This window comes from Georgenia deserti, assembly GCF_042680605.1.
GTDB classification, from domain to species: domain Bacteria; phylum Actinomycetota; class Actinomycetes; order Actinomycetales; family Actinomycetaceae; genus Allobogoriella; species Allobogoriella deserti.
The window spans coordinates 71,767-98,218 of sequence record NZ_JBHUEE010000003.1 but is presented as its reverse complement, the minus strand read 5'-3'; the positions used below and the strand labels follow the sequence as shown (position 1 = coordinate 98,218).

21 protein-coding genes are annotated in these 26,452 nt (G+C 68.2%); 14 read left to right on the top strand and 7 right to left on the bottom strand.

What is annotated here, in order from left to right:
- Positions 1 to 242 precede the first annotated feature (242 nt).
- The 4 genes from ACFSE6_RS07250 (at position 243) to ACFSE6_RS07235 (ending at position 4,730) form a co-directional block, all read left to right on the top strand.
- Positions 243 to 1,445: an ADP-ribosylglycohydrolase family protein gene (locus ACFSE6_RS07250; protein WP_388004283.1), complete on the top strand. Its 1,203-nt coding sequence runs from the start codon at positions 243 to 245 to the stop codon at positions 1,443 to 1,445.
- A gap of 115 nt (positions 1,446 to 1,560) precedes the next feature.
- Positions 1,561 to 2,847 (top strand): ABC transporter substrate-binding protein, encoded by a 1,287-nt coding sequence (locus ACFSE6_RS07245; RefSeq protein WP_388004280.1) that lies wholly within the window; start codon positions 1,561 to 1,563, stop codon positions 2,845 to 2,847.
- Positions 2,848 to 2,914: 67 nt separating this feature from the next.
- The gene (locus ACFSE6_RS07240) at positions 2,915 to 3,862 is read left to right on the top strand and encodes a carbohydrate ABC transporter permease (protein ID WP_388004277.1); all 948 of its coding nucleotides are present in this window, start codon (positions 2,915 to 2,917) and stop codon (positions 3,860 to 3,862) included.
- The gene (locus ACFSE6_RS07235; RefSeq protein WP_388004274.1) at positions 3,849 to 4,730 is read left to right on the top strand and encodes a carbohydrate ABC transporter permease; all 882 of its coding nucleotides are present in this window, start codon (positions 3,849 to 3,851) and stop codon (positions 4,728 to 4,730) included. The genes ACFSE6_RS07240 and ACFSE6_RS07235 overlap by 14 nt, the downstream gene beginning before the upstream one ends.
- Before the next feature lie 22 nt (positions 4,731 to 4,752).
- Here ACFSE6_RS07235 and ACFSE6_RS07230 read toward each other — a convergent pair whose 3' ends face one another.
- Both ACFSE6_RS07230 and ACFSE6_RS07225 read right to left on the bottom strand, forming a co-directional pair.
- Positions 4,753 to 5,805, bottom strand: a complete 1,053-nt coding sequence (locus ACFSE6_RS07230; protein WP_388004271.1) for a LacI family DNA-binding transcriptional regulator — start codon at positions 5,803 to 5,805, stop codon at positions 4,753 to 4,755.
- 94 nt (positions 5,806 to 5,899) lie between these two features.
- Entirely contained in the window at positions 5,900 to 6,727 is an 828-nt protein-coding gene (locus ACFSE6_RS07225) for an IclR family transcriptional regulator (protein WP_388004267.1), read from the bottom strand.
- 265 nt (positions 6,728 to 6,992) lie between these two features.
- Between ACFSE6_RS07225 and ACFSE6_RS07220 the strand changes: the two genes are divergently transcribed.
- From ACFSE6_RS07220 to ACFSE6_RS07195, 6 genes are all read left to right on the top strand, one after another.
- Positions 6,993 to 8,084 (top strand): mandelate racemase/muconate lactonizing enzyme family protein, encoded by a 1,092-nt coding sequence (locus tag ACFSE6_RS07220; protein WP_388004264.1) that lies wholly within the window; start codon positions 6,993 to 6,995, stop codon positions 8,082 to 8,084.
- The gene (locus ACFSE6_RS07215) at positions 8,081 to 8,731 is read left to right on the top strand and encodes an ABC transporter permease (RefSeq protein ID WP_388004261.1); all 651 of its coding nucleotides are present in this window, start codon (positions 8,081 to 8,083) and stop codon (positions 8,729 to 8,731) included. Before ACFSE6_RS07220 ends, ACFSE6_RS07215 begins: the two co-directional genes overlap by 4 nt.
- Before the next feature lie 4 nt (positions 8,732 to 8,735).
- On the top strand, positions 8,736 to 9,728 hold the full coding sequence (locus ACFSE6_RS07210) for an ABC transporter ATP-binding protein (protein ID WP_388005001.1): 993 nt from the start codon (positions 8,736 to 8,738) through the stop codon (positions 9,726 to 9,728).
- The gene (locus tag ACFSE6_RS07205; protein ID WP_388004258.1) at positions 9,725 to 10,513 is read left to right on the top strand and encodes an ABC transporter permease; all 789 of its coding nucleotides are present in this window, start codon (positions 9,725 to 9,727) and stop codon (positions 10,511 to 10,513) included. The genes ACFSE6_RS07210 and ACFSE6_RS07205 overlap by 4 nt, the downstream gene beginning before the upstream one ends.
- A 30-nt stretch (positions 10,514 to 10,543) precedes the next feature.
- Entirely contained in the window at positions 10,544 to 11,488 is a 945-nt protein-coding gene (locus ACFSE6_RS07200; protein WP_388004255.1) for a glycine betaine ABC transporter substrate-binding protein, read from the top strand.
- A 92-nt stretch (positions 11,489 to 11,580) separates the two neighbouring features.
- Entirely contained in the window at positions 11,581 to 12,915 is a 1,335-nt protein-coding gene (locus ACFSE6_RS07195) for a Gfo/Idh/MocA family protein (protein WP_388004252.1), read from the top strand.
- Positions 12,916 to 13,017: 102 nt separating this feature from the next.
- On the opposite strand, the gene ACFSE6_RS07190 is transcribed toward ACFSE6_RS07195, so the two are convergent.
- Positions 13,018 to 15,054 carry a DUF6807 family protein gene (locus tag ACFSE6_RS07190; RefSeq protein ID WP_388004249.1) on the bottom strand — a complete coding sequence of 679 codons (2,037 nt, stop codon included), beginning with the start codon at positions 15,052 to 15,054 and terminating at the stop codon, positions 13,018 to 13,020.
- A gap of 413 nt (positions 15,055 to 15,467) precedes the next feature.
- Between ACFSE6_RS07190 and ACFSE6_RS07185 the strand changes: the two genes are divergently transcribed.
- The 3 genes from ACFSE6_RS07185 (at position 15,468) to ACFSE6_RS07175 (ending at position 18,843) form a co-directional block, all read left to right on the top strand.
- Positions 15,468 to 16,406, top strand: coding sequence for a carbohydrate ABC transporter permease (locus ACFSE6_RS07185; protein WP_388004246.1), 939 nt, complete (start codon positions 15,468 to 15,470; stop codon positions 16,404 to 16,406).
- Positions 16,399 to 17,343: a carbohydrate ABC transporter permease gene (locus ACFSE6_RS07180; RefSeq protein WP_388004243.1), complete on the top strand. Its 945-nt coding sequence runs from the start codon at positions 16,399 to 16,401 to the stop codon at positions 17,341 to 17,343. Before ACFSE6_RS07185 ends, ACFSE6_RS07180 begins: the two co-directional genes overlap by 8 nt.
- Positions 17,344 to 17,520: 177 nt before the next feature.
- Positions 17,521 to 18,843, top strand: coding sequence for an ABC transporter substrate-binding protein (locus ACFSE6_RS07175; RefSeq protein ID WP_388004240.1), 1,323 nt, complete (start codon positions 17,521 to 17,523; stop codon positions 18,841 to 18,843).
- A gap of 27 nt (positions 18,844 to 18,870) precedes the next feature.
- Here the strand turns inward: ACFSE6_RS07175 and uxaC are convergent, their stop codons facing one another.
- Complete coding sequence (gene uxaC, locus ACFSE6_RS07170; RefSeq protein WP_388004237.1) at positions 18,871 to 20,319, bottom strand: glucuronate isomerase; 1,449 nt, start codon at positions 20,317 to 20,319, stop codon at positions 18,871 to 18,873.
- 114 nt (positions 20,320 to 20,433) lie between these two features.
- On the opposite strand from uxaC, the gene ACFSE6_RS07165 reads away from it, so the two are divergent.
- Positions 20,434 to 21,909 carry a mannitol dehydrogenase family protein gene (locus tag ACFSE6_RS07165; RefSeq protein WP_388004234.1) on the top strand — a complete coding sequence of 492 codons (1,476 nt, stop codon included), beginning with the start codon at positions 20,434 to 20,436 and terminating at the stop codon, positions 21,907 to 21,909.
- Here the strand turns inward: ACFSE6_RS07165 and ACFSE6_RS07160 are convergent.
- The 3 genes from ACFSE6_RS07160 to ACFSE6_RS07150 form a co-directional block, all read right to left on the bottom strand.
- Entirely contained in the window at positions 21,899 to 22,804 is a 906-nt protein-coding gene (locus ACFSE6_RS07160; protein ID WP_388004231.1) for a glycoside hydrolase family 43 protein, read from the bottom strand. The two genes, ACFSE6_RS07165 and ACFSE6_RS07160, sit on opposite strands and share 11 nt — an antisense overlap.
- Before the next feature lie 102 nt (positions 22,805 to 22,906).
- Positions 22,907 to 25,027 (bottom strand): hypothetical protein, encoded by a 2,121-nt coding sequence (locus ACFSE6_RS07155; RefSeq protein WP_388004228.1) that lies wholly within the window; start codon positions 25,025 to 25,027, stop codon positions 22,907 to 22,909.
- Entirely contained in the window at positions 25,027 to 26,367 is a 1,341-nt protein-coding gene (locus tag ACFSE6_RS07150; protein ID WP_388004225.1) for an ABC transporter substrate-binding protein, read from the bottom strand. Before ACFSE6_RS07150 ends, ACFSE6_RS07155 begins: the two co-directional genes overlap by 1 nt.
- Positions 26,368 to 26,452 lie beyond the last annotated feature (85 nt).

Here is a 26,452-nt window from a genome sequence, read left to right as displayed (position 1 = left end):
GACCACATCGCCCATGGAGTTGGCGATCGTGGTCGCCGCCTCGACCCCAAAGACCTTGTCAAACAACGTCGGCATGCGTCCGTCCTCTCGTGATCGTGCACAGCGCGGGATGTGGAGCGGTGCATACGGTATTCCACATGCTTCCGCTGGTCAAGAATCGCCGCATTCGCGCTGTGGCAGCGTTCTGTACCTCCAGCCGACAACTATTGACGGGCATCCCACATGCGGAATACCGTCGCGCCATGGATGTCCAAAGCGGCTGGGAGGCCGGCCCCATCACCACTGGCAAGTTCGCGCCGACGAACGAGCGCGAAGGCGTCTCGGAGACCGTCCTCGAAGAGGCTCAGCGTCGCGTGCTACGCGACCGCATCATCGCGGTCGAGGTAGCAGCGACGGTCGGCCACTCAATGGGCGATGTCACCGAAATCATGGATTGGACGGAGATCGAGGAGCAGTACGGACTGGTCACAGAGATGCTGCCCCAGCCCAACAAGTGGCGGGACCAGCGACCCAATCTGCCGGTACTTCGCGGCTACCCGAACGTGTACACCGTTCACGATCGCCCACCGGGAATGAGTGAGGACGGGCACGAGCGCCATCGTCTGAGCGCTACGGCCGTGATCGAGAAGGGGAACCGGGTCACTGTCGAAGATGTGGCACGCGTGTGGGCTCGCGACATCGACCCTGACAAATTTGGGATCTTGCTGGGCGGCCAGGACCAGGTCATCTACTACTCGGTTCGTGCCGGAATCCCGCCTTGGGAGATCGGGAAGTTTGCGTACTTCCCGGGCGCATGGGGAGTGACCGCCATGATGGCTCCGATAGGTGTCGTCAATGCCGGGAACCCCGAAGCCGCGGCGCAAGATGCGCTCGATGTCGGTCGCCTCAAGGACCAGAGCGGCGTCAATGGGAACTACGCGCTCGAGATTGCTTCGGCCGTTGCAGCCGGACTCGCTGAGGGACTGAGCAACGACGCATGTGTCTCGGGCGTCATTGACGCTGCGTTGGCCCGGCTATCCCCAAAGCCCCAGGCAGAGGTCCAACACATCCTGGAGTATCGGGCGCCGGGGAGTGACTGGCGGGAACTCCGAAGTCTCCTCGACGACGAGTACAAGGGCCGAACGATTCTGTGGCCTGTCGAGACGTTGGGAACCGCCCTTGCGTGCCTCTACTTGTGTGACGGCGATCCGTTCGAGTCGGTTGTCGCGGCGGTCAATCTCGGCAGGGACACCGATGGTCGCGCCTGTGTTGCGGGATCGCTGGCTGCGTCGATGGCGGGGAGATCCGGACTACCTGATGACTGGGAGGTAACCATCGCCGAACAGGTCGCAGCAGACCCGTACACCGTGTCCAACCGAACGCCCGAAGAGACCGGGGACGGTCTGCTGCGAGCCCTTGAGGGGAACCTCGCCGACGCGCGGCGACATCTCGCGCGGCTCTCATAAGGGCCCGAGGCCGGGTCGGAGCGAGAGCGTTAGCCCGGCCGAGCCAAGCCAAGCACGGAGACATCGTCTCAAGGAGGAGACAACAATGACCGTTTCACCATGGAAGCGTCGGAGAGTGACCTGGGTCGCGACGGCTGGAGTTCTCGCGCTGGGACTTACAGCCTGCGGGCCCTCCGAAGGAGGGCAGAGCGATGGCGACAGCGAGAGCGCATCACTACGCATCGCGTGGTCGGGGTCCGATGATCGGACGCAACGGACAGAAGAGGCGCTCGATCTCTACCGCGAACAGCACCCCGAGGTCGATATCCAGGTGGAGTTTACGACATCAACGAATTTCTGGGACAGGCTGACCACCCAAGTTGCGGGTGGCAATGCGCCCGACATCATCCAGATGTCCGGCCAAACGCTGGCTGAGTATGCATCGAGCGATGTGCTTCTGGATCTCGAGCCCTACGTCGGCGAGCAGATCGACATTGACGGTTGGGACCAAGAACTTCTCGATCGGCAAACCCTCGACGGGACTCTTTACGGTGTGCCTCCGGGAGTCGACGCTCATGGCCTCATCTACAACGTCACCAAGTTCGACGAGCTAGGCATAGACCCGTTGCCCACGGAATGGTCCTGGAGTGACTATCGAGAAATCGTCAATGCGATCTCTGAGGCCGGAGGCGACGCCTACTACGGCAGCGAGGATGGCGGCAGCTCATACGAGGCATTTCAGACGTTCTTGGCACAGCGCGGCAAGACACTCTTCAATGGTCCTGCGCAGGCTGCGGAGCTGGGATTTGAGAGCGACGATCTTCACGATTGGTGGCAAATGTGGGGTGAGCTCCAGGAGCAGGGCGCGGTCGTTCCACCAGATATGCAGACCGAATTCGGTCTAAATCCAGAGAACTCAGGAGTAATCCAGGATTACGCAGCGATGGACTGGACTACGTCGAGTCAGTTCACCAACTTTGTCGGCCTGACAGACGACGAGCTTGACATTACGACGTATCCGTTCGGGCCGAACGGCACGCCGGGACAGGTTTGGCGCGCCGGCCTCGCGTGGAGCATTACCAGTAGTTCGGAGCACCCGGACGTGGCGGCGGACCTCATCAACTTTCTGGTAAACGATGAGAGCGCTGCCCGGGCACAATTGGCGACCCGCGGAGTTCCAGCCTCACCGTCGGCTGCGGACATCGTCAGGGATGAAGTCGATGACACCGAGATTCGGTCGTTCGAGCATCTGGAGACGGTTCAAGAGCTCGATGCGGAGATCACGCCGCTACTCCCGGTCGGTTGGGGCGATTTCGTCGACGCATACCAACGCATCTACTACGAGTACGCCTATGGACGGATGTCTCTTGACGATGCCGTGGAGACATTCATGACTGAAGCGTCTGCTGCAGTGGAGTCGTAAGTTGTCCCCGCCCTCAACGAAGAAGCCCCGGGCCGCTGGCGACTCAAAGAAGGCGAAATTGCCGGCGGTGGAGTATCCGACCGCTGGCGGCCCGGCAACGGCGCTGGTAGAAGCTCGCCGTCCCAGCAAGCGTCGTGTCAGCGAAGGTGTCGCCGGCTACCTGTTCCTCCTACCGTGGTTCACCGGGCTCGCCCTCATCGTCGCGGGTCCGATGGCGGCATCGCTCTACTTGTCCTTCACATCGTGGAATCCGCTGGGGTCCCCGGAGTGGGTGGGCTTTGACAACTACGTGCGTATGTTCACCGCCGACGCACGGTACATCGCCTCCGTCAAGGTCACTCTTACCTATGTCGTCGTCTCTGTGCCGCTGCAACTGACGTTCGCTCTCGCTTTGGCTATGGCTCTGGACCGAGGGGTGCGAGGGATGCGGTTCTATCGTTCCGTGTTCTACTTGCCCTCATTACTGGGCGGCTCCGTGGCGATCGCCCTGTTATGGCGCCAGGTCTTTGGTGCGAACGGACTGGTGAACCAGTTCCTCGGCCTCATCGGAGTCGATGACGCGCCAAACTGGATCGGAAGTCCGGGTACTGCTGTATACACGCTCGTGGCATTGGCCGTCTGGCAGTTCGGTGCGCCGATGGTGATCTTCTTGGCTGGACTACGCCAGATCCCGGCGATGTATTACGAAGCCGCAGCCGTTGACGGGGCGGGGCGGATTCGTCAGTTCTTCCGTATTACTCTTCCGTTGCTCAGCCCCGTCATCTTCTTCAACCTGATCCTGCAAGTGATCAATGCGTTCCAGGCGTTCACGCCCGCGTACGTGATCAGTGACGGGCTGGGCGGGCCAGTGGATTCGACGCTTTTCTATACACTATATCTCTATCAGGAAGGATTCACGAGCTTCCGTATGGGGTATGCGTCTGCTATGGCGTGGGTATTGCTCGCCGTGGTTGCGATATTTACCGCGATAAACTTCCTCTCCTCAAGGTTCTGGGTCTTCTATGCAGACGAATAGCGTACAAGCACCTCCCGCGAATTCCTTTTCGGTGAGCTCGCGCAGTCGTGGCCGTAGCGCGCGAAGGCACGTGGTGCTCATCCTGGTGGGCTTAGTAATGTTGTACCCGCTGCTGTGGATGGTGTCGAGCTCGTTCAAGCCGGAAGAGCAGATCTTCAGTGATCCAAGCATCATCCCGAGTGACGTCACCCTCGAGAACTACTCTCTGGGGTGGCGTGCTCTGCAGGTGCCGTTCTCGACCTTCTACCTCAACTCGTTTATCGTGGTCGCGGCGTGTATTGTGGGCAACCTGGTTGCTTGCTCGCTAGCAGGCTTTGCCTTTGCTCGGCTGAGGTTTCCACTTAGGAACCTTTGGTTCGCAGTCATGCTGGGAACTTTGATGCTCCCTACGCACGTCACGTTGATCCCTCAGTACATCCTGTTTTCGGAAATCGGATGGCTGAATACGTTTATGCCGCTGATTGTGCCAAAGTTGCTTGCAACAGATGCGTTCTTTATTTTTTTGATGGTCCAGTTTATTCGGTCGCTCCCCACGGAGCTGGACGAAGCCGCAAGGCTCGATGGTTGCGGCTTCTTCGGGATCTATTGGCGAATCATTCTCCCGTTGACCACGCCAGCATTGGCGACGACGGCGATCTTCACGTTCATCTGGACGTGGAACGATTTCCTCACCCCGCTCATCTACTTGGCAAACCCTGAGATGTACACGGTTCCTCTAGGGCTCCGGGCGTTTATGGACGCTGAGAGTGGCTCTTCGTGGGGTGCGCTCTTTGCGATGTCAGTGCTGTCGTTGGGGCCGATCTTTGGATTCTTCATCGCGGCGCAGAAGTATCTCGTTCGAGGTATGGCGACCACCGGCTTGAAGTGACCAAGCCTCGCGGCCAGAGGATTCACCGTCGCGGAGTGGATGCGCGCACCACCACCTCGCCGGAGACGGTCACCTCCCGCACGCCACCGTCGACGTCGAGTGCCAGCGGCGTGGCCAGGCGTCCCATCTCCTCGAGCGGCAGATGCACCGTCGTCAGCGGCGGCGCGACGTCGCGCAACGTGGAGATGTCGTCGAAACCGGCGAAGGCCAGATCATCCGGCACGGACAGGCCCGCCTCGCGGGCCGCCGTCATCGCACCGAGCGCCATGACGTCGTTGACCGCCCAGACCACCTCCGCCTCGGGGGCCCGTTCGCGCAGTTCGGCGAGCGCTCCGTGCCCGCCGTCGCGAGTGAAGGCGCTGGCCACGACGGCATCCGGCGTGACTCCGGCCGCGTCCAGGGCCCCGATAAAACCCTCGAGTCGTTCCCGCGCCGTCAGGTGCCTGTCCGGACCGGACAGGATGCCGAAACGGCGGTAGCCCAGGTCGAGGAGGGCGTTCGCCAGTGCGGCGGCGCCGCGACCGTTGTCCGCCCGGACGGTGGAGACGCCGAGCACCGGCTGGCCGATCAGAGCCACCGTGCCGCCCCGATGCTGGTACCCGGCCAACGCTGCCTGCAGCGCCTCGTTCGCGCGCGCATCGTCCTGCCGGCCGCCGGCGAGGATGATCGCGCGCGCCCGTTGCTGCTGCAGCGTCCGGACGAACGCCAGCTCACGGGCCGGATCATGCTGGGTGTTGGCGAGCGTGACGGCCAGGTGCTCCTCGTCCGCGGCTGCCGAGACGCCGGCGGCGATGGTGGAGAAGTAGGGGTCGGCGATGTCATGGACGATCAGACCGATGGTGGCCGTGCGGCCCCGCGCCATCGCCTGGGCATTCGCGTCCGGCGAGTAGTCCAAACGGGCGGCGGCCTCCAATACCCGGCGGCGCAGATCCTCGCCCACCACCCGGTCCGGGCTGCCGTTGATGGCGCGAGACGCCGTGGCCAGCGAGACGCCTGCCTCGTGGGCCACCTGGCTCAACGTCGCGGCTCGCTCGTCCGAGGCGGACGACGACGGACGCGCACCTCGAGGGCTCATCGCTCCGGTCCGTCCATCCTCGCCCGTCCTTTCGCTGTCGGTCGGCACCGTAGCAGCGGCCGGTCTGCGATCCCGGCGGTGTGAGGCGACCAGGTCAGCTGAGGCCGAGTGCCTCGAGGGGGCTGTCGACCCATCCGAGGGCGTGCGACAGGCGACGCGCCGCCCTGGCCGTGGTTCGACCCATTGTGTCGAGATCGGTCACACGAGACTTCTGTGCGCTGACGTTCAACGCTGCTCGCACTTGTCCGGTGTGGTCGCGGACCGGGGCGGACGCGCCGACCACACCGCTCCGGAGCTCTTCGTCCACCGTGGCGTAGCCGGTCTCACGAACGTCGCGGATCGTGTCAGCGAGGTCTGCCACGTTCCGCACCCGGGCCGTCGGTCCGGCGATCGAGAAGTCGGTGCCGGCGAACTTTGCGGCGAGCTGAGCCTCGGAGTGATCGCTGAGCAGTACCCGACCGGCCGACGTCTGATAAGCCGGAACGACGGGAGCCGTCAGACCCGGAGCACGCCGGCCGTGCGGGAACTGTGTGATCAGCGTCATGACGTCCGTGCCGTAGAGCACACACAGGTGGACCGACTCATCCAACTCCGAGAGCAGGTCGTCCATCGGTCCCCGAGCCTCCTCGAGCATGTGCATCTCCGGGCTCCCGGCCGTCAGCGCGATGAGTTGCCACCCGATGGCGTACCGCCGGGTTTCCGGGTCTCGAGCGACGAAACCGACTGACGCCAGCGCCCGCAACGCCCGAGATACCTGGCTTTTCTCGCGACCGGTGATCTCAGCAAGCCGATTCACGCCCAACCCCCCGGCTCGACGAGCCTCCGGGGAGGCGAGTGCGCGTAGCAGGTCGACATCCCGGCCCAGTCCGGCGCTCGGCCGGCCCACCTGCGTCGCTGCCGACTCTGATGACGCGTTGCTCACCTGGCCCATGCTATCCACACCGATGAGTCCTCTGTTGCGCTCATGCGATCGCTAGTTGCACACAGCGCAACTCTTTGGTTCGCTAGGCAGCGCGAACAGCAACTGGTGGCTGGCGGATGCACGGCGTCCCGCGAGCATCACGACGTGTGACAGGACGCGTCCAGGAGCCGGCGGATGGCGGCTTGCCCGCCCTCGGCGAACCGCCGCGGAGTGGCGCATGGAACGCGTACGGACGACGAGCGAGAGCAGGAGGAAGACGCCCAGCGTGAAGATCACCGATATCCGGATTCAGCACGTCGAGCGGGAACTCGACCCACCGTTCGACGCCGCGTGGGATCCGGTCCCCCGGACGTCCTTCGGTGCGACGCTCGTGTTCGTCGAGACCGACGAAGGCCTGACGGGCATCGGCTCCGGCGACACCATGGCCGGGTTCGACGCGCATGCGCACCACTTCATCGGTGAGGATCCGCTCCGCATGGTCCGACACGTGGAGACGATCGAGTCGATCAATTTCCACGCCGGCCGGTACTGGCCTGTCGAGGTCGCGCTGTGGGACATCGTCGGCCAGGTCTGCGGCCAGCCTGTCGCCACGCTGTTCGGTGGCGATGTCGATCGCCTGCCCGTGTACGCCTCGTGCGGGGAACTGAAGAGTCCACAGGCCCGGGCGGAATCCGCCGTCGCGCTTCGTGACGAGGGGTTCCGGGCCATGAAGATCCGCATCGATCCGCGAGCCGCAGCCGACGGCGTGGCGGCCGTCCGTGCTGTCCGTGACGCCGTCGGACACGACCTCGACCTCATGGTCGACCTCAACCAGGCGTGGCGGCCCCCGGGCGACACCACACGGTCGATCGACGTCGTCACCGCCCGCCGGATCGCCGAGCAACTGCGCGAGCTGGACGTCCTCTGGCTCGAGGAGCCGCTCCACGGCAACGACCACAAAGGGTTGCAGGACCTCCGGCGCACCACAGGCGTCCGGATCGCCGGTGGGGAGATGGCGCAGACCTTCGCCGACTCCCTCGCCCTTCTCGAGGCAGACGCCTACGACGTCTACCAGAACGACGTCGTCCTGGCTGCCGGCATGCACCGGGCCCGACAGCTCGCCGAGCTCGCCCGCCTGCGCAACCGGGCCTTCACCCCGCACACGTGGAGCAACGGCATCGGCCTGCTCGCGAACCTCCACGTCGCTGCCGGGGTCGGTGCGGCGCCCTACCTCGAGTACCCGTACGACCCGCCGGCGTGGACGCCGGAGCGGCGGGACTTCATGCTCGCCGAACCGTTGCGTATCGACGCCGACGGCTGCTTGCCGGTGCCTCGTACACCGGGTCTCGGCGCCGTCCTCGACCCCGGGTTGCGATGACCGAGTTCGTCACTTTCGTCATCGAGCGGTGGGAGGACCTGCTGGAGGCCGCGCTCGGCCATGTTGCGATCGTCGCCCTCAGCGTGCTGTGTGCCGCCGTCCTCGGCGTGCTCCTCGCCGTCGTCACCTACCGCAGCCGACTTGGCGCCTCGCTCGCGGTGAGTTCGACGTCAATCATCCTCATGATCCCGTCGTTCGCCCTGCTCGGGCTGCTCATCCCGCCGTTCGGCCTCGGCTTCACCCCTGTGGTGGTCGCCCTGACTCTCTACGCCCTGCTGCCCATCGTGCGGAACACGACCGTGGCGCTGCGCACCAACGAGCCAGCGGTCCTCGAGGCCGCAGCCGGCGTGGGGATGGGGCGGCGCTCCAGCCTGCTGCGTGTCGAGCTACCCCTGGCCTGGCCGGTGATTCTCGCCGGTATCCGCACCTCGACCCAGCTCACGCTCGGCATCGCCACGGTCGCCGCGTACGTCAACGGCCCCGGGTTCGGTCAGCTCGTCTTCCGCGGCATGTCGACCTTCGGTGGCCCCAACTCCCTCAACCTCGCACTCTCCGGCACGTTAGGAGTCCTCGTGCTCGCCCTCCTGCTCGATCTCTGCTTCGGCCTGGTTCGCCGCGTCACCATCCCCGAGGTGCGCCGTGGCTGACCCCATGATTCGCCTCCGTGACCTCACCAAGCGGTACCCCGGCCAGAACGCACCCGCGGTCGATCGCATCTCGATGGACATCGCCGACGGTGAGATGGTCGTCCTCGTCGGGCCGTCCGGGTGCGGCAAGACGACGACGTTGAAGATGATCAACCGCATCATCGAACCGACGGCGGGCCGGATCGAGGTCGGCGGTGACGACGTCACGCAGATCGAGGTGACTGGGCTGCGTCGCCGGATCGGGTACGTCATCCAGGCTGGTGGCCTCTTCCCGCACATGACCGTGGCCGACAACGTCGGGATTGTGCCCACCCTGCTGGGGTGGGACAAGAAGCGCATCGCACGTCGCAGTGACGAGCTCCTCGAGATGGTCGGACTCGACCCGGCCACGTACCGGGCGCAGTATCCGCAGCAGCTCTCCGGCGGACAGCAGCAGCGGGTCGGCGTCGCGCGGGCACTTGCCGCCGACCCGCCGGTGCTGCTCATGGACGAGCCGTTTGGTGCCGTGGACCCGATTGCGCGGGCGACGTTGCAGGACGAGCTGCTGCGCATCCAGGCCGACCTCCACAAGACGATCGTGTTCGTCACGCACGACATCGATGAAGCCGTCAAGCTCGGTGACCGTATTGCCGTGCTCCAGGACGGGGCCCGAATCGCTCAATTCGACCGGCCGGAGCGCCTGCTCAACGCGCCCGCCGACGAGTTCGTCGAACGGTTCGTCGGTGCCGGCGCGCACATCCGCGGCCTCAGCCTTCGCCGGATCGACGAGATCCCGCTGGATCCTCCCGTCGATCAGGCGCACGACCTGCTGGCCCTGCGCGCCGACGAGAGTCTGCACACCGCCCTCGACCGGTTGTTGATCGCGCCGGATCGTCCGCTGCTCGTCACGGACGGTGCCGGCGGCGTGCTCGGGTCGCTCACCATGGCGACTCTGCTGTCGGCGGTGGAACGCGGCCACCAGGGATCGCATCCGACGGCGGGGGACCGGTCCTCGTGAGCGCTGACGCCATGACGGCCGAACCGACGCGTCCACCGCGGTCCCGGGGCGTAGGCGCGAGGTGGACGAACTACGCCGTTCGCCCGACGGCGCTGGCTGTGCTCTGTGCACTGACGGCCGCGTGGGTCGCGACTCGCGACCTCGATTCCATCGAAGCGCGTGTGTTGACGGCCGGGAACCTCTCCGGTGCGCTCGTCGAACATCTGCGACTGAGCCTGGTGGCCTTCGGCATCGTCCTCGCCATCGCGGTCCCGGTCGGCATTCTCGTCACCCGACGCCGCGCGCGTTGGCTCATTCCCGTGGTGACCGCCCTGGGCAACCTCGGGCAGGCGGTGCCCAAAGTGGGTCTCCTCGTCGTGCTGGCGATCCTGTTCGGGTTGGGCTTCGGCGTCGCCGTGGCCGGCCTGGTCATCGGTGCCACCCTCGTGGTGCTGACCAATACCGTCACCGCACTGCTCAGCATCGATCCCGCCCGACTGGAGGCGGCGCACGGCGTCGGCATGAGCCCGTGGACCGTACTCGTGCGCATCGAACTCCCGCTCGCGGTGCCTGTCATCGCCGCCGGGGCTCGTACCGCCCTGACCCTGATCGTCTCGTACGGCGTCATCGCGATCTTCGTCGACGCGGGCGGCCTCGGAGGGATCCTGCTCACCGGCATCGACGTCTCGCGCACCTCGGTCATCCTCGTCGGTGCCGTCATGAGCGTGACCCTCGCCCTGATGGCCGACTGGGTCGGCTGGATCGCCGAAGACCTGCTCACGCCTCGCGGCCTCTCGGTCCGCTGACCACTGCCCACCGGAAAGAAGGAAGCACTCATGCGTTCACGTTCCCGTCTCACCCTGGCGACCGCGGTCACGGCAAGCCTGCTGCTCACGGCGTGCAGCGACACGGGCGGGGGTGACGGCGAGGGCCCGCTCGCAGGCGCCGACCTCACCATCGGCTCGAAGAGCTTCGCGGAGAGCATCATTCTCGGTCACATGACGATGCTCGCGCTGGAGAACGCCGGGGCGAACGTGGAGGACCAGACCGGCATCGAGTCCAGCGCCAACGTACGCACGGCGCTGACCTCAGGCGACATCGATCTCTACTGGGAGTACACCGGAACCGGGTGGATCACCTACCTGGGCGAGACCGAGCCGATCGCCGACCCGCAGCAGCAGTTCGACGCCGTCGCAGAGGCCGACCTCGAGGAGAACGGGGTGGCGTGGCTGGCGCGCTCACCGATCAACAACGCCTACGCTCTGGCAGCGAGCACGGAGACGGCGCAGGATCTCGGGCTGTCCTCCATGTCCGATCTGACCGCACTGCTTCAGGACAATCCGGAGGCGCTCACGTTGTGCGTGGAGTCCGAGTTCGCCGCCCGGGACGACGGGCTGCCCGGCGTGCTCGAGACGTACGACCTCCAGGACCTGCCGGACGGGAACATCAGCACCGTCGGCGAGGCCATCATCTATACCGAGCTGCGCGACGGCGGGACCTGCAACGTCGGCGAGGTCTTCGCCACCGACGCCCGCATCGCTGCGTTCGACCTCACAGTGCTCGAGGACGACCGGAGCTTCTTCCCCATCTACAACGCCTCCCCGACGGTGCGGGCAGAGACGGACGAGGAGTATCCGGAGATCGCCGAGATCCTCACGCCGATCGCCGAGGCGCTGGACAACGAGACCATGGCCGAACTGAACGCGCAAGTCGACATCGAAGGCCGGTCGGCTGACGACGTGGCCGAAGAGTGGCTGACAGATCAAGGGTTCCTCGACTGAAGCGTGGCCCTGACAGCGACCGGGCGGCCGACCCGGCCGGTGCATCTGGCATGCTGGGCGTAAGCGCTTTCACCCAGCTGAGGAGCACGCCGATGACGAAGTCGTCCGTCCGCCGCTACGCCGTCGCCGGGACCGGCCACCGCGCCGGGATGTACGTCCGCGCCATGATCGGCGATCACGCGGATGTCGCCGACCTTGTCGCCTGGTGCGACACCAATCCGGGCCGCATCGATTTCTACGACGGTGTCATCGCCGAGGCCGGACTCGGGCCACTGCCGCGGTACACACCGGACCGGTTGGAGGTGATGATCCGAGAGGAGTCGGTGGACGCCGTCGTCGTCACCTCCCCGGACCACACTCACGCCGACCTGGTCTCCCGCGCCCTGCTGGCCGGTGCCGACGTCGTGGTCGAGAAGCCCCTGACGATCGACGCCGAGGGGTGCCGCCGCATCACCGAGGCCGTGGACTGGAGCGGCCGAGACCTCGTGATGACGTTCAACTACCGCTACTCGCCCCGGAACTCCTCGCTCAAGGAGGTCATCGCCTCCGGGGAGCTCGGCGAGGTCACGTCGGTGCACTTCGAGTGGGCGCTGGACACGGTGCACGGGGCGGACTACTTCCGGCGGTGGCACCGGGACAAGGCCGGCTCCGGCGGCCTGCTCGTCCACAAGTCCTCGCACCACTTCGACCTCGTCAACTGGTGGCTCGCCGACACCCCGACCCGCGTCTACGCGCGCGGCCGGCGCGCCTTCTACGGCGACGACGGCGCCGGTCGCGCCGAGGCGGGCCCGCGGCCGGCCCGCGGGCGTGAGGCGATGCCGGGGGACCGGTGGTCGCTGGACATGTCGCGCGACGAGTCGTTGCGCCGCCTGTACCTGGAGTCCGAGCAGCATGACGGGTACCTGCGCGACCAGGACGTCTTCGCGCCCGGGGTCACCATCGAGGACAACATGGCGGTCCTCGTGGACTACCGCCGCGGCGCGCTGCTGACCTACTCACTCAACGCGCACGCGCCGTGGGAGGGATATCGCGTCACCGTGAACGGTACGCGTGGTCGCGCCGAGCTCGAGGTGGTCGAGCGCGGGTCGGTCGAGGTCGACGCCCAAGGTCGGTCGGTGCTCGACCCGAGCGCCCGAGAGGCGCAGGATGCCGACGCGGTTCGCCCGAAGGGGGAGCGGCTCGTGGTCCAGCGGCACTGGGAGCGCGCCCGTGAGGTGGAGATTCCGATGGGCGTCGGCTCCCACGGCGGTGGCGACGCGATCCTCCTGAACGACATCTTCCACGGCCCCTCCGAAGACCCGCTGGGCCGCCGGGCCGGATACGTCGACGGGGTGCGCGCCGTCGCCGTCGGCATCGCCGCCAACGCCTCGATCAGCACCGGCGATCCGGTGGAGGTCGAGCAGCTCGGGCTCGGCGTCGAGCTGTAGCCCACCGAGAGCGGACATCTGCGTCAAAAGCGGATGTTCAGACAACCGCTTTTGACGCAGGTTTCCGCTCTCGGCGGTGGGGTGGTGGGGGCGGAGGTGCGCTCAGAGGCGAGCGGCGACCTCGGCCGCCTCATCGTCTGTGAGGCGGCCGTCGGCGATGAAGATCCGGAACCGGCGCGAGATCGACGTCGCCGGCGCGAGCTGGATCGCCTCGGACCACGCCAGCGACGATCCGAATCCCGGGTAGCCCGCCACCCGGACGAACCACGGGTCGCCGTCGTCGCTGGTGATCACGAGGGTGACGTCGCCCTCCGCCGTCGTCGCGGACCAGGCGAGCCACGGCGCCACGGTGCCGTGCACCGCTTCCTCTCCCCGGGCCTGCGCGGTGCGCACATCGACGTCGGAGCACGCCGGCAGACGCCAGAAGAAGCCGCCGTAGCCACCACCGACCCGGCCGTTCGAGCCGGGTGAGCCGAGGGCGAGCGTGTCGGTGGTGGCGTTCGTCAGCGCCGACGTCCACTCGAGCCGCCAGCCGCGCTCCTCCGGGCCCCACGTGAGGGTGCGGATCTCGGTCAGCAGGACCGAGCCGTCGTGTCCGCGCCACGCGAGCTCGGCCTCCATGTACCCGCCGTCGCGATGCTCACCGTGCTCGTCACCGGACTCGGTCGGATGCGCCTGTCCGGGCGTGGCGCGCCACTGCTCGTGGGTGATGCGCCCGTGGTCGTCGCGCCACATGTATCCGCTGCCGCGCACGTACGTCCGGCCGCCCCACAGGTTGTGGCCGCCGACATCCTGAACCGCCATCCCGACCCCGGCGTGCCAGGTGTGGTCCGCCGGAGCGACGGCGCTGACCAGCACGCCCGCGGTGGTCCGTACCGGGTGCAGGTGCGGACGGGGACTGTCGAGCGCTGACGTCCCGGCGCCGTCCACGTACCGCGCCACCTCGGGTGCACCGGTCGTCTCACTCAGGCGCAGCGTGGCGAGCGTGCTGTGCCGAGGTGCCCACGGCGCACCGAGCGTGGTGAAGGTGCGCAGCGACTCCGCCACACGTTCACACCACGCCTCGACGTCGTCGACGACGACGTGCCGACCCACCTCGTCCTCGTGCCAGGTCGTCAACCGGGCGGGGATCGTCGCCGGTTCCGGTGCCGTGCGCACCGCCTCCATCACCCGCATGAACGCCCCCGCGTGCGTGAGCGGGCTCGCCGGCTCGGCCGTGTCGCCGCGCAGGTGCGCCACGAGGTCGGCCAACGCACCCGTGGACGTCGCGGTGAGCGAGCGGGACCCGCGCGCGGTGGAGATCTCGATCCGGTCGGTCTTGTACCAGTACACGATGCGGCCCGCCGAACCGTGCACGATCACCCGCGGCTCGGAGTGCGCCGCCGCGCAGAGCGTCAGGCCGACAGCAACCGGGAGGGCGGTCGCGGTGATGATGCGGATCGAGGACGTGTCGTCCGCCTCGATGTCGTTGGCCCGGAAGAGCTCGGCCTCGACAGCCGCCACGTCCTCGGCGCGGCGCGCTCCAGCCAGCCGCAACGCGGCCTGGACGGCATGAGCGAGCGGGTTGGTGACCACGCCGTCCACGACGTCGACGCCGTCCAGACGCCGCCGACCCGCCCACGGCGCCCGTGCGAAGTAGCTCGTCGCGCGAACCCAGGTCCCGACCGCCCCGACGCCGCGGACCTCCCCGATCTCACCGGCCGCGACTGCGGCGGCGATCGCGTCGTAGGCACTCGAGCCGTCGGCCTGGAACCCGACCTGGACCACCCGGCCGGTCTCCTGCGCGACGGCGAGCAGGTTCTCGTACTCCGCGAGGGACGCCGTCGGGGGCTTTTCCAGGAGGAGGTGGCACCCGGCCCGCATGGCCTCTTCGGCGAGCGGTGCGTGGGTGGGGATCGGACTGGCGATCACCACGATGTCCGGCCGCTGCTCGGCGAGCAGATCGGTCAAGGACGCGTACTGCGGTGCCCGGCCGAGCATCTCGAGGACCTCACCGGCGGCCGGTCGCGGATCGACGACGGCGGTCAGGACCGCGGTGTCGGTCAGGTCCTGCAGGGCGCGCAGGTGGAAGGCGCCGAAGCCCATGGCGCCGACGACGGCGACGCGAAGCCGGCCGTCGCCGTCGTCCGTCGCTTGCATGCGGTAAGCGTTTCCCGGTTGAGTTCGGCTGTCAAGCGAGAGATTTCGGGACGTCTGCCGTCGCTTTCGTCCAATCCCAGTAAGCGTTTCCGCCTGGGTGGCCGCGGTTCCGTGACCCGCCGGTCGTGTGGGCTCGGGTCGCTCGCCTCCGTAAGTGCCCGCTTCGGCCGGAAACGGCATCCTGACCTGCCCTGTCGACGACTGCACCAAGTCGGTCCGGAAGATGCTTGACGTGGCGCCAGGGCGTGGTCATAGTGGAAACGCTTTCCTTCGGGCGGGGTGCGGCGCACCCGGCCATCAACGACGATCAGCCGAGGAGGACGCATGAAGCGCTCCCCCGCCACCCCACGGAGTGGTTCGCGGCGGTGTACCCGGCCGGGGGTCGAGGCCCGTCGGAGCAGGACGGCCCGGCGATGACGGCGCTCGCGGAGCTCTCCCGCCTGAGGAACGGGAAGGGGCGGCGGTCGCCGGCACCGTCCGAACGTGGCGACGGCAAGGCGGCGGTCTTCTTCCTGGCGCCGTGGTTCGTGGGGCTCTTCCTCATCACGGCGGGCCCGCTGGTGGCGTCGCTCTACCTGTCCTTCACCGACTACGACCTGCTGACCGATCCGGGGTGGATCGGCCTGGAGAACTACCGGGCGATGCTCGACGACCCGCGCCTGATGAACTCGCTGCGGGTGACCTTCACCTACGTGGGCGTCTCGGTTCCCCTCCAGCTCGTCCTGGCGCTCCTGCTCGCCGTGGTCCTGGATCGCGGGCTGCGCGGCCTGGCGCTGTACCGCTCGGTGTTCTACCTGCCTTCGTTGCTCGGCGCCTCGGTTGCGATCGCCATCCTGTGGCGTCAGGTCTTCGGGACGAACGGACTGATCAACCAGGTTCTCGCGCTGTTCGGTATCCAGGGGCAGGGCTGGGTCTCGCACCCGGACTACGCGCTCAGCACCCTGATCATCCTCAACGTGTGGACCTTCGGCGCGCCCATGATCATCTTCCTGGCCGGCCTGCGCCAGATTCCGTCGATGTACTACGAGGCGGCCGCTATCGACGGTGCGGGAAAGCTCCGCCAGTTCTTCTCCATCACGATCCCGCTGCTGACGCCGATCATCTTCTTCAACCTCGTCCTGCAGATCATCGGAGCGTTCCAGGCCTTCACTCAGGCATTTGTGGTCTCGGGTGGAACGGGCGGCCCGGCCGATTCGACGCTGTTCTACACGCTGTACCTGTACCAGCAGGGATTCCGCAGCTTCGACATGGGGTACGCCTCCGCCATGGCGTGGGTCCTGCTGGTCATCATCGCCGCGCTGACGGCGATCAACTTCTTCGCCTCGAAGTATTGGGTTTTCTACAATGACTGACCCCATCACCCGCGAGGCGACGCCGGAGAAGTCGCCGGCCACGCGCGAGAGCCGCGGCGAGAGCCTGAGTGAGATCGCGGCCTCGATGCCGGGCAGGCCGCCGTCACGGTGGGTCTGGCTACGCTCCGGGGTCAAGCACCTCATCCTCGTCGCGGCGGGGTTCGGGATGCTCTACCCGTTGCTGTGGATGCTCGCGTCCTCGTTCAAGCCGAACGATCTCATCTTCCGCGAACCCGGCCTGATCCCCTCCGCCCTGGACCTGTCGAACTACGCGAGCGGGTGGACAGCGCTGCTGCACCCGTTCTCGCACTACCTGCTCAATTCGGCGATCATCGTGCTCGGCGCGGTGCTGGGAAACCTCATCTCCTGCGCGATGGCCGCCTACGCGTTCGCGCGGCTGAACTTCCGCTTCCGCGGACTGTGGTTCGCGATCATGCTCATTTCGATCATGCTCCCGATCCACGTGATCATCGTCCCGCAGTACGTGCTCTTCTCCGAACTCGGGTGGATCAACACCTTCTTGCCCCTCGTGGTGCCGAAGTTCCTCGCCACGGACGCCTTCTTCGTCTTTCTCATGGTCCAGTTCTTCCGGGGCATTCCGCGTGAGCTCGACGAGGCCGCTCGAATCGACGGCGCGGGACACGGCCGGATCTTCTTCCAGGTCATGCTGCCGCTCTCGCTTCCGGCGCTGGCGACGACGGCCATCTTCACCTTCATCTGGACCTGGAACGACTTCTTCTCCCAACTGATCTTCCTCACCCAGCCCGACAACTACACCGTGCCGATCGCCCTGAACACGTTCGTGGACTCCACCGGGCAGTCGTCATGGGGAGCGCTCTTCGCCATGTCGATCGTTTCCCTCATCCCGGTGTTCTTCGTCTTCCTCTTCGGTCAGAAGTACCTCGTGAAGGGGATTGCGACCACCGGCATCAAATAGCTCTCTCGGCACCTGGTGCCCCTGAACCGACGTTCCCTCCAACCGACCCCCAATCCCGACCTTCGCGAGAAGGACGGCGACGACCACCGTGCGGCGCCCGCTCGACGGCGTGGCGGCAGGCGTCCCTCGGCACCAACACATAGCCACGCATCACCGGACAGAGAGGTCTTGGAGATCATGAGCCGAACCGTGCGACGCCTCGTCCCGGCCGCCGGGGCCGCGTTGGCCCTGGCCGTCACCGCGGCCTGCGGGCAGTCAGAGAACATGGCCGAGCAGGCCGCAGACGGCGACGGCGCCCAGGGGGAAGGCGGCGACGAGCAGATCACCCTGCGCTACGCCTGGTGGGGCTCGGACTTTCGCCACGAGGCCAACCAGGAACTCATCGAGATGTTCGAGGAGGAACACCCGAACATCGACATCGTCCCCGACTTCACGGACTGGTCCTCGTACTGGGACAAGCTGGCCACCGCCGTCGCCGGTGGGGACACGCCGGACATCATGCACCAGGAAGAGCGCTACCTCCGCGAGTACTCCAGTCGCGGTGTGCTCGCCGACCTCTCCCAGTACGACATCGCGACCGATGCGATCGATGACACCATCCTCGCCAGCGGCGAGGCCGACGGCGGACTCTACGGCCTCGTCAACGGCGTCAACGTGTACTCGGTCCTGGCCAACCCGCGGGTGTTCGAGGACGCCGGGGTTGAGATGCCTGACGACACGACGTGGAGCTGGGAGGAGTACCAGGAGGCGATGACCGCCGTCGGCGACAGCGGCGAGGACGTCTACGGCCTGGTCGATCACGGGTCCAACGAGGCCGGGTTCAATGTCTTCGCCCGGCAGCACGGCCAGTCGCTGTACACGGCGGACGGTGAGCTCGGATACGAGGACGAGCTCCTCGTCGAATACTGGAACATCGCGCTCAACCTGCAGGCCAGCGGCGGCCAGACTCCGGCGAGCCTGAGCAGCGAACAGGTCGATGCCGCACCCGAGGTCACGCTGTTCGGTCAGGGACAGGCCGCTGTCGGCATCTGGTGGTCGAACCAGCTCGCGACCCTGGAGGACGCCTCCGGCGAATCACTCGAGCTCCTGCGTTGGCCCGGCGAGAGCACCGAGGAACGACCCGGCATGTATTACAAGCCCGGCATGTACGTCTCGATGTCCGCGACCACCGAGCACCCCGAGGAAGCCGCGATGTTCATCGACTGGATGAACAACTCCGTCGAAGCCGGCGAGGTCATTCTCGCCGACCGCGGCCTTCCGGCGAACCTGGACGTGCGCGAGCAGATCACGCCGATGCTGCCCGAGCCGGACCAGCGGGGTGCCGAGTTCCTGGCAGACCTCGAGGACGAGATCGTCGACAGTCCGCCGGTCCCGCCCGTGGGCTCGGGGGAGACCCAGGACATCCTCAAGCGGTACAACTCCGAGGTCCTGTTCGGACGGCTGACGCCCGAGGAGGCCGCTGCCCAGTTCCGGGAGGAGGTCGAGGCCGCCATCGGCTGAGGCTGCGACGCCGCGACCTCGCGGACCTCAGCCGGCGACGGCCGGCACCCGCACCGGCGGGTAGGCCGCCTTCGGGATGTGGTAGGCGAGGTCGACGGCCGTCTCGATCGCCTCGTCCATCTCCAGCCGGTGCTCGGCGACGAGCCGCGCGAGGTATCCGGCGTCGACGCGCCGGTTGAGGTCGAACCGGGCCGGGATGGAGGGATAGGCGCGAGTGTCGTCGACGAACCCGCTGGTGTTGTAGAACCCGGCGGTCTCGGTGACGGCCTCGCGGTAGCGGCGCATGCCGTCGGGGGAGTCGAGGAACCACCACGGCGCGCCGAGCTTCATCGCGGGGTAGACGCCCGCCAGCGGGGCGAGCTCGCGGGAGAACGTCGTCTCGTCGAGCGTGAAGACGATGAAGCGGAAGTTCGGATGGTGGCCGAACGCCTCCAGCAGCGGCCGCAGCGAACGGGTGTACTCGGTGCCGATCGGGATGTCGTAACCCTTGTCGTGCCCGAAGGCTCGCGCCAGGCCGGCGTCGTGATCGCGCAGCGAGCCGGGGTGCAGCTGCATCACCAGGCCGTCCTCGGTGGACATCCGGGCCATCTCGAAGAGCATGTGCCCGCTGAACGCCTGCGCCTCGGCCGCCGTGGCCTCGCCCGTCAGGGCGGCACGGAAGATGCGCGCCGCCTCCCGGGCCGGAAGCTGCGTCGTGTCGGTCAGCAGGTGGCCGTGGTCCGTGGCGCGTGCGCCCGCCTCGACGAACGCCCGGCGGCGTTGCCGAAGCGCGGCCAGGTACCCCTCGTAGTCACCGGCGTCGACGCCGGAGACCTCCGAGAGCGCGCCCAGCTGGCCGCGCCAGTCCGCACGGTCGACGTGCAGCAACGGGTCGGGACGGAACGTCGGCACCACGCGGTCGCCCCACCCCTCGGCCGCGAGGGACGCGTGCTGGGCGAGGTCCGCCGTGGCGGGGTCGGTGGTGGCGATAATCTCCAGGCCGAACCGTTCGAACAAGGCCCGCGGACGGAACTCGGGCCGCCGGAGGATCTCGGACAGCTCGTCGAACAGATCGTCGGCGTTCTCGGCGGACGGGCGGCGCGTCACCCCGAACACCTCGACCAGCTCGTGCTCGAGCCAGTACCGGGTGGGCGTGCCGCGGAACAGGTGCCAGTGCTCGCAGAATCGCCGCCAGATCGCCCGCGGGTCCTGCTCGACCTCGACCTCGGCGCTTGCGTCGACCGGCGCCACCCCCATCTGCGGCAGGGACACCTGACCCTGGGAGATCACCATGCGGACCAGGTAGTGGTCCGGGACCACGAGGAGCTGGGCCGGGTCCGGGAACGGCCGATCCTGGGCGAACACGCCGACGTCGACGTGACCGTGCATCGAGACCAGCGGCAACCCGGCCGTCGCGGCGTAGATCTCCTTCGCGAGCGGCCGCAACTCGCCTGCGGGCAGGGCACGGTCCGGGTGCAGCACCCAGGCTTCGGACATGGAACAGGACTCCTCGGTTGGCGTCGGTGGCGTCGTCGTCACTAGGATGTAAACGCTTTCGCAGAATCTACCAGCGTTCGGACCCCCGTTGTAGTGTCCGACCCGGAGGCCGATGTGACCCACCGCTTGTCCCTGTCCACGCTGCCGCACCTCGCCGAGAACGTGCAGCGTCCCGCCGTCGACCCGCGCGACCTCGGCACCGGGCTGGTCCACCTCGGCGTCGGCGCGTTCCACCGTGCGCATCAGGCGGTGTACACCGAGGACGCCATGGCTGCCGGCGGCGAGACCCGATGGGGCATCCACGCCGTCACCCAGCGCTCGCCCCGCGTGGCCGAGCAACTCGCCCCGCAGGACGGTCTTTACGGCGTGCTCACCAAGGGGCTCGACGATGCCGGATCCCCGACGGCGCAGCTGCGCATCGTCGGAGCGGTCCGCGAGATCTCCTTCCCGGGCGAGCAGACCGCTGCCGTGCTGTCCCGGCTGGCCCATCCGGCCACGCACGTCGTCACTCTCACGGTGACGGAGAAGGGCTACCGCCGCTCCGGCACGGGCCTGGACCTGGACGACGACGGCGTCCGCGCCGACGTCGCCGCGTTGGCCGACGAACTGGGCGGACGCGCCGTCGATCGGGCTGCCGGCAGCCCGATCGGGATGCTCGCCCGCGGCCTGGCCCGCCGGGCGCGACAGGACGCCACCCCCATCACGGTGGTCACCTGCGACAACATCGTCCACAACGGCGCGATGCTCACCGGCCTCGTCCAGGAGTTCCTGGCCGCCGCCGGCGCCGACGACGTCGCCGACTGGGTGCACGACCATGTCACCTTCCCCTCGACCATGGTCGACCGGATCGTCCCGGCCACCACGGACGCCGATCGCGCCGAGGCCGAGGCGCTCGCCGGACTGACCGACGCCGGACTCGTGGTCGCCGAGCCGTTCCGGCAGTGGGTGATCGAGGACGCGTTCGCCGGCCCACGTCCGGCGTGGGAACGCGCGGGGGCCACGCTGACCTCCGACGTCGCGCCGTTCGAGGACGCCAAACTGCGGATCCTCAACGGCTCACACTCCTACCTCGCCTACCGTGGGGCCGTCCTGGGCCACCGCACCATCGCCGAGGCCGTGACCGACCCGGTGCTGGGCGAGGAGGTCCGCGCCTTCATCGACGAGGACGTCATCCCGACGCTGACGCCGCCTCCCGGCGTGGACCTGGCCGACTACCGCGACTCCGTCCTCGGCCGTTTCGAGAACCCGGCGCTCGGACACACCACCATCCAGGTGGCCATGGACGGCTCGCAGAAGCTTCCCGTGCGGTTGCTCGGCACGGCACGCGACCGGCTCGCACAGGCGGCTGTGCCGCACCGGGCCGCGCGCGCGGTGGCCGCGTGGATGGTGTTCGTCGCCCGCGCCGCCGAGGGCAGGAACGGTCTGGAACTGGACGACCCGCTCGCCCCGACACTGGCCGAGGCCGCAGCCGATGGGGGCCGCCTGGGGGAGCGGCTGCTCGGCATACGCGAAATCTTCCCGGCCGAGCTGGCCGAGGACGATCGGTTCCGCTCGGCCGTCCTCACTCAGGTGACCGAGCTCAGCGACTGAGGGGTACCACGGCCCGCGGCCGGTCACCGTCCCAGACGAGCTCCGTCACCCACATGTGCCGGCCCTGCTCCCATACGCCGACGTCCTCGGGCTGCCAGGCGTGATGGATCATCAGGGTGCGACCCTCGTGCTCGACCACCACGCAGTGTCCCGGACCGGCCATGAGCGGATTGCCGGTCAGTACGGGATCCGGCGTCTTCCGGCACGGCCCCATCGGTCCGTCGCAGACGGCGTGGCCGACGGCGTAGTCGGCCGAGCGGAAACCGTTCGCGCTGTAGAAGAGGTGGAGCGTTGCGCCGCGGCGGAACAGGAAGGGGCCCTCCACGAGGTCGCCCTCCCACTCGAGGTCGCTGCCTACCACCCGGGTGGGCGAGCCGGAGAGCGCGAGACCGTCGTCGCTGAGCGTGGCGGCGTAGAGCCACGTGCGTTCCTCGACCGCGTTGCCGTCGTTCTTCCACCACAAATATCGCGTGCCGTCGGTGTCGGTGAACGGCGTGGCGTCGATGGAGCCGCCCTCGTCCGCCTGGAAGATCAGCGGCTCCTCGGAGTCGTCGAGGTACGGCCCGGCAGGGTGGGAGGCGACCGCACGTCCGATCCCCTGCAGGCCCGTGCTTCTGACCCGCGCCGTGTAGTACATGACGTAACCGGTGCTGGTGGCCGCGACCTCCGGCGCCCACGTGAAGCCCTCCTCGGCCCAGCCGGGCAGCTCCGGCAAGGCGTCTCCGACCGGCCGCCAGGTCCGCAGGTCAGGTGAACGCAGCACCGGTGCGTTTCCCCGCGGGCCGTTCGTGGCGTAGGCCCACCACTCGCCGCCGGCGTGCAGGACGGCCGGATCGGCGAAGTTCTCCGGCCAGACGCGCGCGGGCTTCGCGGGTGAGTCGGTGCGGGTGGTCACGGCGCTGGTTCTCCCTCGACGGTGGCGCGGTCGCACCAGCCTACGCAGGCCGTCGGCCGCCTGGTCCCGCTCAGCGCTGGTCGACGCGCCGTTCGGCGCAGATCAGGGCGCGGGGATGAAGCCCTCGGCACGGACGGACCAGCCGGACGGGAACCCGGGCGCCGCCGTCCCGGGACCGCCGTCCCAGCCGCCGGCCATCATGGCCAGCGCGGTCAGCAACCCGCCGTTGCCGGGCAGGTAGGCCGGCAACGTCTCGCTCTGCCAGTTGTGTCCGTTGGGCAGATACGTGTTCTTCGCGGCCGCCGAGAGCAGGAGGTCGACCGCGGTGCTCGGCTCGCCCAGCCGCGTCGCCGTCATCGCCAGGGCGGGGAAGTCCCAGCCCCACGTGCTCGGCCAGTCCCAGTCGGCGAGGACGTCGTGCAACGTGGCCCGGACGATCTCGGGGTCGAGCGCGCCGGTGGCCGGGACCACGCCGAGCCCGTAGACCATCGACGGGTGGTCCGCACGCACGGTGCGCGGCCGGAGCGGCCCGCTCGCGCCGTCGTCGGGGACGGTCCCGACGGCCGCGTACCGACCGGCTGCCACGAGCGGGGACGCCATACCGTCCGCCACCTCGGTCCAGCGCGGTTCCGGTGCCAGGCCGGCGCGCCGTCGCCACTGCTGAGCCACCCGCAACGCCCATGACCAGGAGGCGAGCTCGAACGGCGGGTTCGTCACGCGATGCCGCTCCTCGGCGTAGGACTCCTGCGCCGGAACCAGCGGCGGCCCCAGCGCGAAGCCGTCCGGTGTCGGTTCTGCGACGTCGGCCATGAACCGGGCCGTGGCCTCGACCAGATCGCCGTACCGCTCCACGGCGCGCGGAGTCCCGGCCCGGCGCAGCAGCTCGGCCAGGTGGATGACGTGCGGCTGCTGCCACAGCAGGAACGGTCCGATGTGGCTCGGGCTCTCCTGGCCGTCCGGGCCGACCTGCTTCGGCCACCGGGCGCCGTCGTACCCCTGCTGGCGAGCCGTCTCCCGGGCCACGGGGAGGATCTCGCGGTAGAACTCCATGCTCGGTTCCAGCAGCTCCGGCCGGCCCCAGAGTGCGAAGTGCGCCGCGTGCCAGTAGTGCATCTCGAGGTGGAAACGGCCGCGCCAGCTGTTGACCAGCAGACCGGTCTCCTGCGGTGGCAGGCACCCGGAGCACTGGATCGCGGTCAGGTATTGGGACAGCACCGCGCGGCGTTCCAGCTCCGGCGCGCGCGGATCCGCGCTGCCGGAGAGGTCGAGTGCGGCGCCGGTGGTCCAGAACCGCTTCCAGTAGCCGGCCGCAGCGGCCAGCGTCTGCGTCACCGTCGGCAGCGGATCCGGCGGCTCCTCCTGCGCCAGACCGACCACCACGTCCAGCACCGAACCCGGGCCCGTCGCCAGCACGGCGTGCTGCCCGACGCGTCGCACGTCCGGCGCCGCCACGCGAACCCGGTGGAGCGGCCGGTCGGCGCCGTCGAAGAAGCGCGAGAGAACGACGGCGGAGGCGTTCCCCGCGGCCTCCAACTGAGTCCGATGCTTCTCCGGGGCGGTCCAGTCGGCGCCTCCGGCCCACGCCTCGCAGCCGTACGGGAAGGCCAACCGCACGCCGAGCTGCGCGCCCTCCGACGGCGGATCGACCTGCTCGATCCGCACGGCGAGGACGTCGGCCTCCGGGTGGCACGCCGTCGTCACTCGCAGGCGCCGGCCCGCCAGGGTGACGTCGCTGGTGAGACGGCCGGCCCACAGGTCCAGTACCTGCCGGCACGGTCCCAGCTCCGTGATCGACGGCGTGGTGCCGTCGAGGATCAGGCCCAGCCGGAGGAGGTCGAGCCGGTGCGGGTTCGCGCGCAGCCACCGCACGTGCGCCGGCATGGCTGCGTCGTCCCGGCCGGTGGGCTCGGCGTCGACGTACGCGACCTCGCCGCGGCGGGTGCGGTAGACCCGCCGCGGCAACTCCGGCGCGCCGCCCCTCCACGCCGCTCCGCCCTCCGGCGGCGGCGTGGAGTGCCACGCCCACTGGGTGAACGTCCCGAGCAGGGTGCCCGGTTCGCCCCCGGACGTGTCCGGGACCGGGTACGCCTCCGGGAACGTCTGCAGCCCCGTGACGTCGACGCCGCAGGCGAGCGAGCCGTTGCCCACCTGGAGCGGCGAACGCGGGTCGATCCGGTCGACGACGACGGTGTGCCGCCGCACGAGCGCCTTGCGGTCGAGCATCAGCCGCCGGCGTCGATGGCGGCGTTCATCTCGTCGACGAACTGCTGGCCCGCCTCTTCGGGGCTCGTCCGGCCGAAGAGGACGTTCTCGTTGATCCGCTGCAGGGTCGGCACGGACTCGGTCGAGCCGGTCGGTCCGACGACGAAATCGCCGTCGATGAGTTCGCTGATGCGGTCGATGTAGCCGAACTCCTCCTGCTGGACCGGCTCGAGTTCCGGCTCGAGGTGCTCGCGCAGTTCGGAGACCGCCGGGACGCCGCGGTCGGAGCCGATCGCGTCGGCGGCGGCGGTGGAGGTGGTGAGGAAGTCGACCAGCTCGGCGGCCGCCTCCGGGTGGCCGGAATTGGCGCTGATCGTGTACAGCTGCGAGGCCTGCAACCACTGGCCCGGCTCCTGCTCGGTGGTCTCGCCCGGGGCGCGCAGCATGACGAGTTCGTCACCGGAGGCGTCGGCGAACGCCTGGAGCTGGTTCGTCCAGGCGAACATCATGCCCGCGCGCCCCTGCCCCATGAGGGTCTGCTCGGGGTTCGGCTGGCCCATGAGCTCGGAGCTGATGGATGCCTCCGGCGTGGCGCCGGACTCCATGAGGCCGCTCGTGTAGTCGAACCACCCGGTCACCGTCTCCGGAGTGATCGCCAGGCCTCCGTCCTCGGTGTAGAGGCCCTGCCCGGTGTGCTGGTCGGCGTAGAGGTCGAGGGTGTCCGGTTGCGTCGGGTCCTCGGCGCCGTAGACGTCGTCCGGTGTGCTGGCCGAGATCTCGGTCGCGATCTGCGCGTAGTCCTCCCACGACCACGTGTCGTCGTCCGGCATGTCGACGCCGGCGTCGGCGAAGACCTGCGGATTGGCGACGACGCCGAAGCTGTTCACGCCCGTCGGGATCCCGTACTGGGTCTCGTCGAAGTAGCCGTTCTGCAGGGCGGCCTCGTCGTAGGCGGAGGTGTCGATGATGTCCGAGACCTCGCCGAGGTCGAGCAGCACGCCGCGGGATCCGTACTCGCGTGGGTAGGCACCGCCCATCGTGATGACGTCGGGTTCGTCACCTGCCGCGACGGCCGTGGCGAGGCGGTCGAAGTAGGCGTCGAAGTCGGTGAACTCCGTCTCGACCGTGATGTCCGGGTGCTCCTCCTCGAAAGCGCTGACGGCCTCCTCGGTCATCTGGGCGCGGTCGGGGTTGCCCCACCAGGAGAATCGGATGGTCGCGCCGTCGCCGGCGGCTGCCTCGCCGTCGTCGTTCTGTTCGGCGATGTTCTCCTGCTGACCGCAGGCCGCGGTCAGCAGGAGGGCCGCTCCCGCCCCGACCGCGAGGGCGGCCCGTCGACGTGGTCTCGTCGTGCTCTGCATGGGTGTGCCTTCCTGCGCGTCGTTGCGTGGCCCCTCGGGTCCCGCAGGTGCGAAACCGCTTACATTCGGGTAGTCGACCACATCC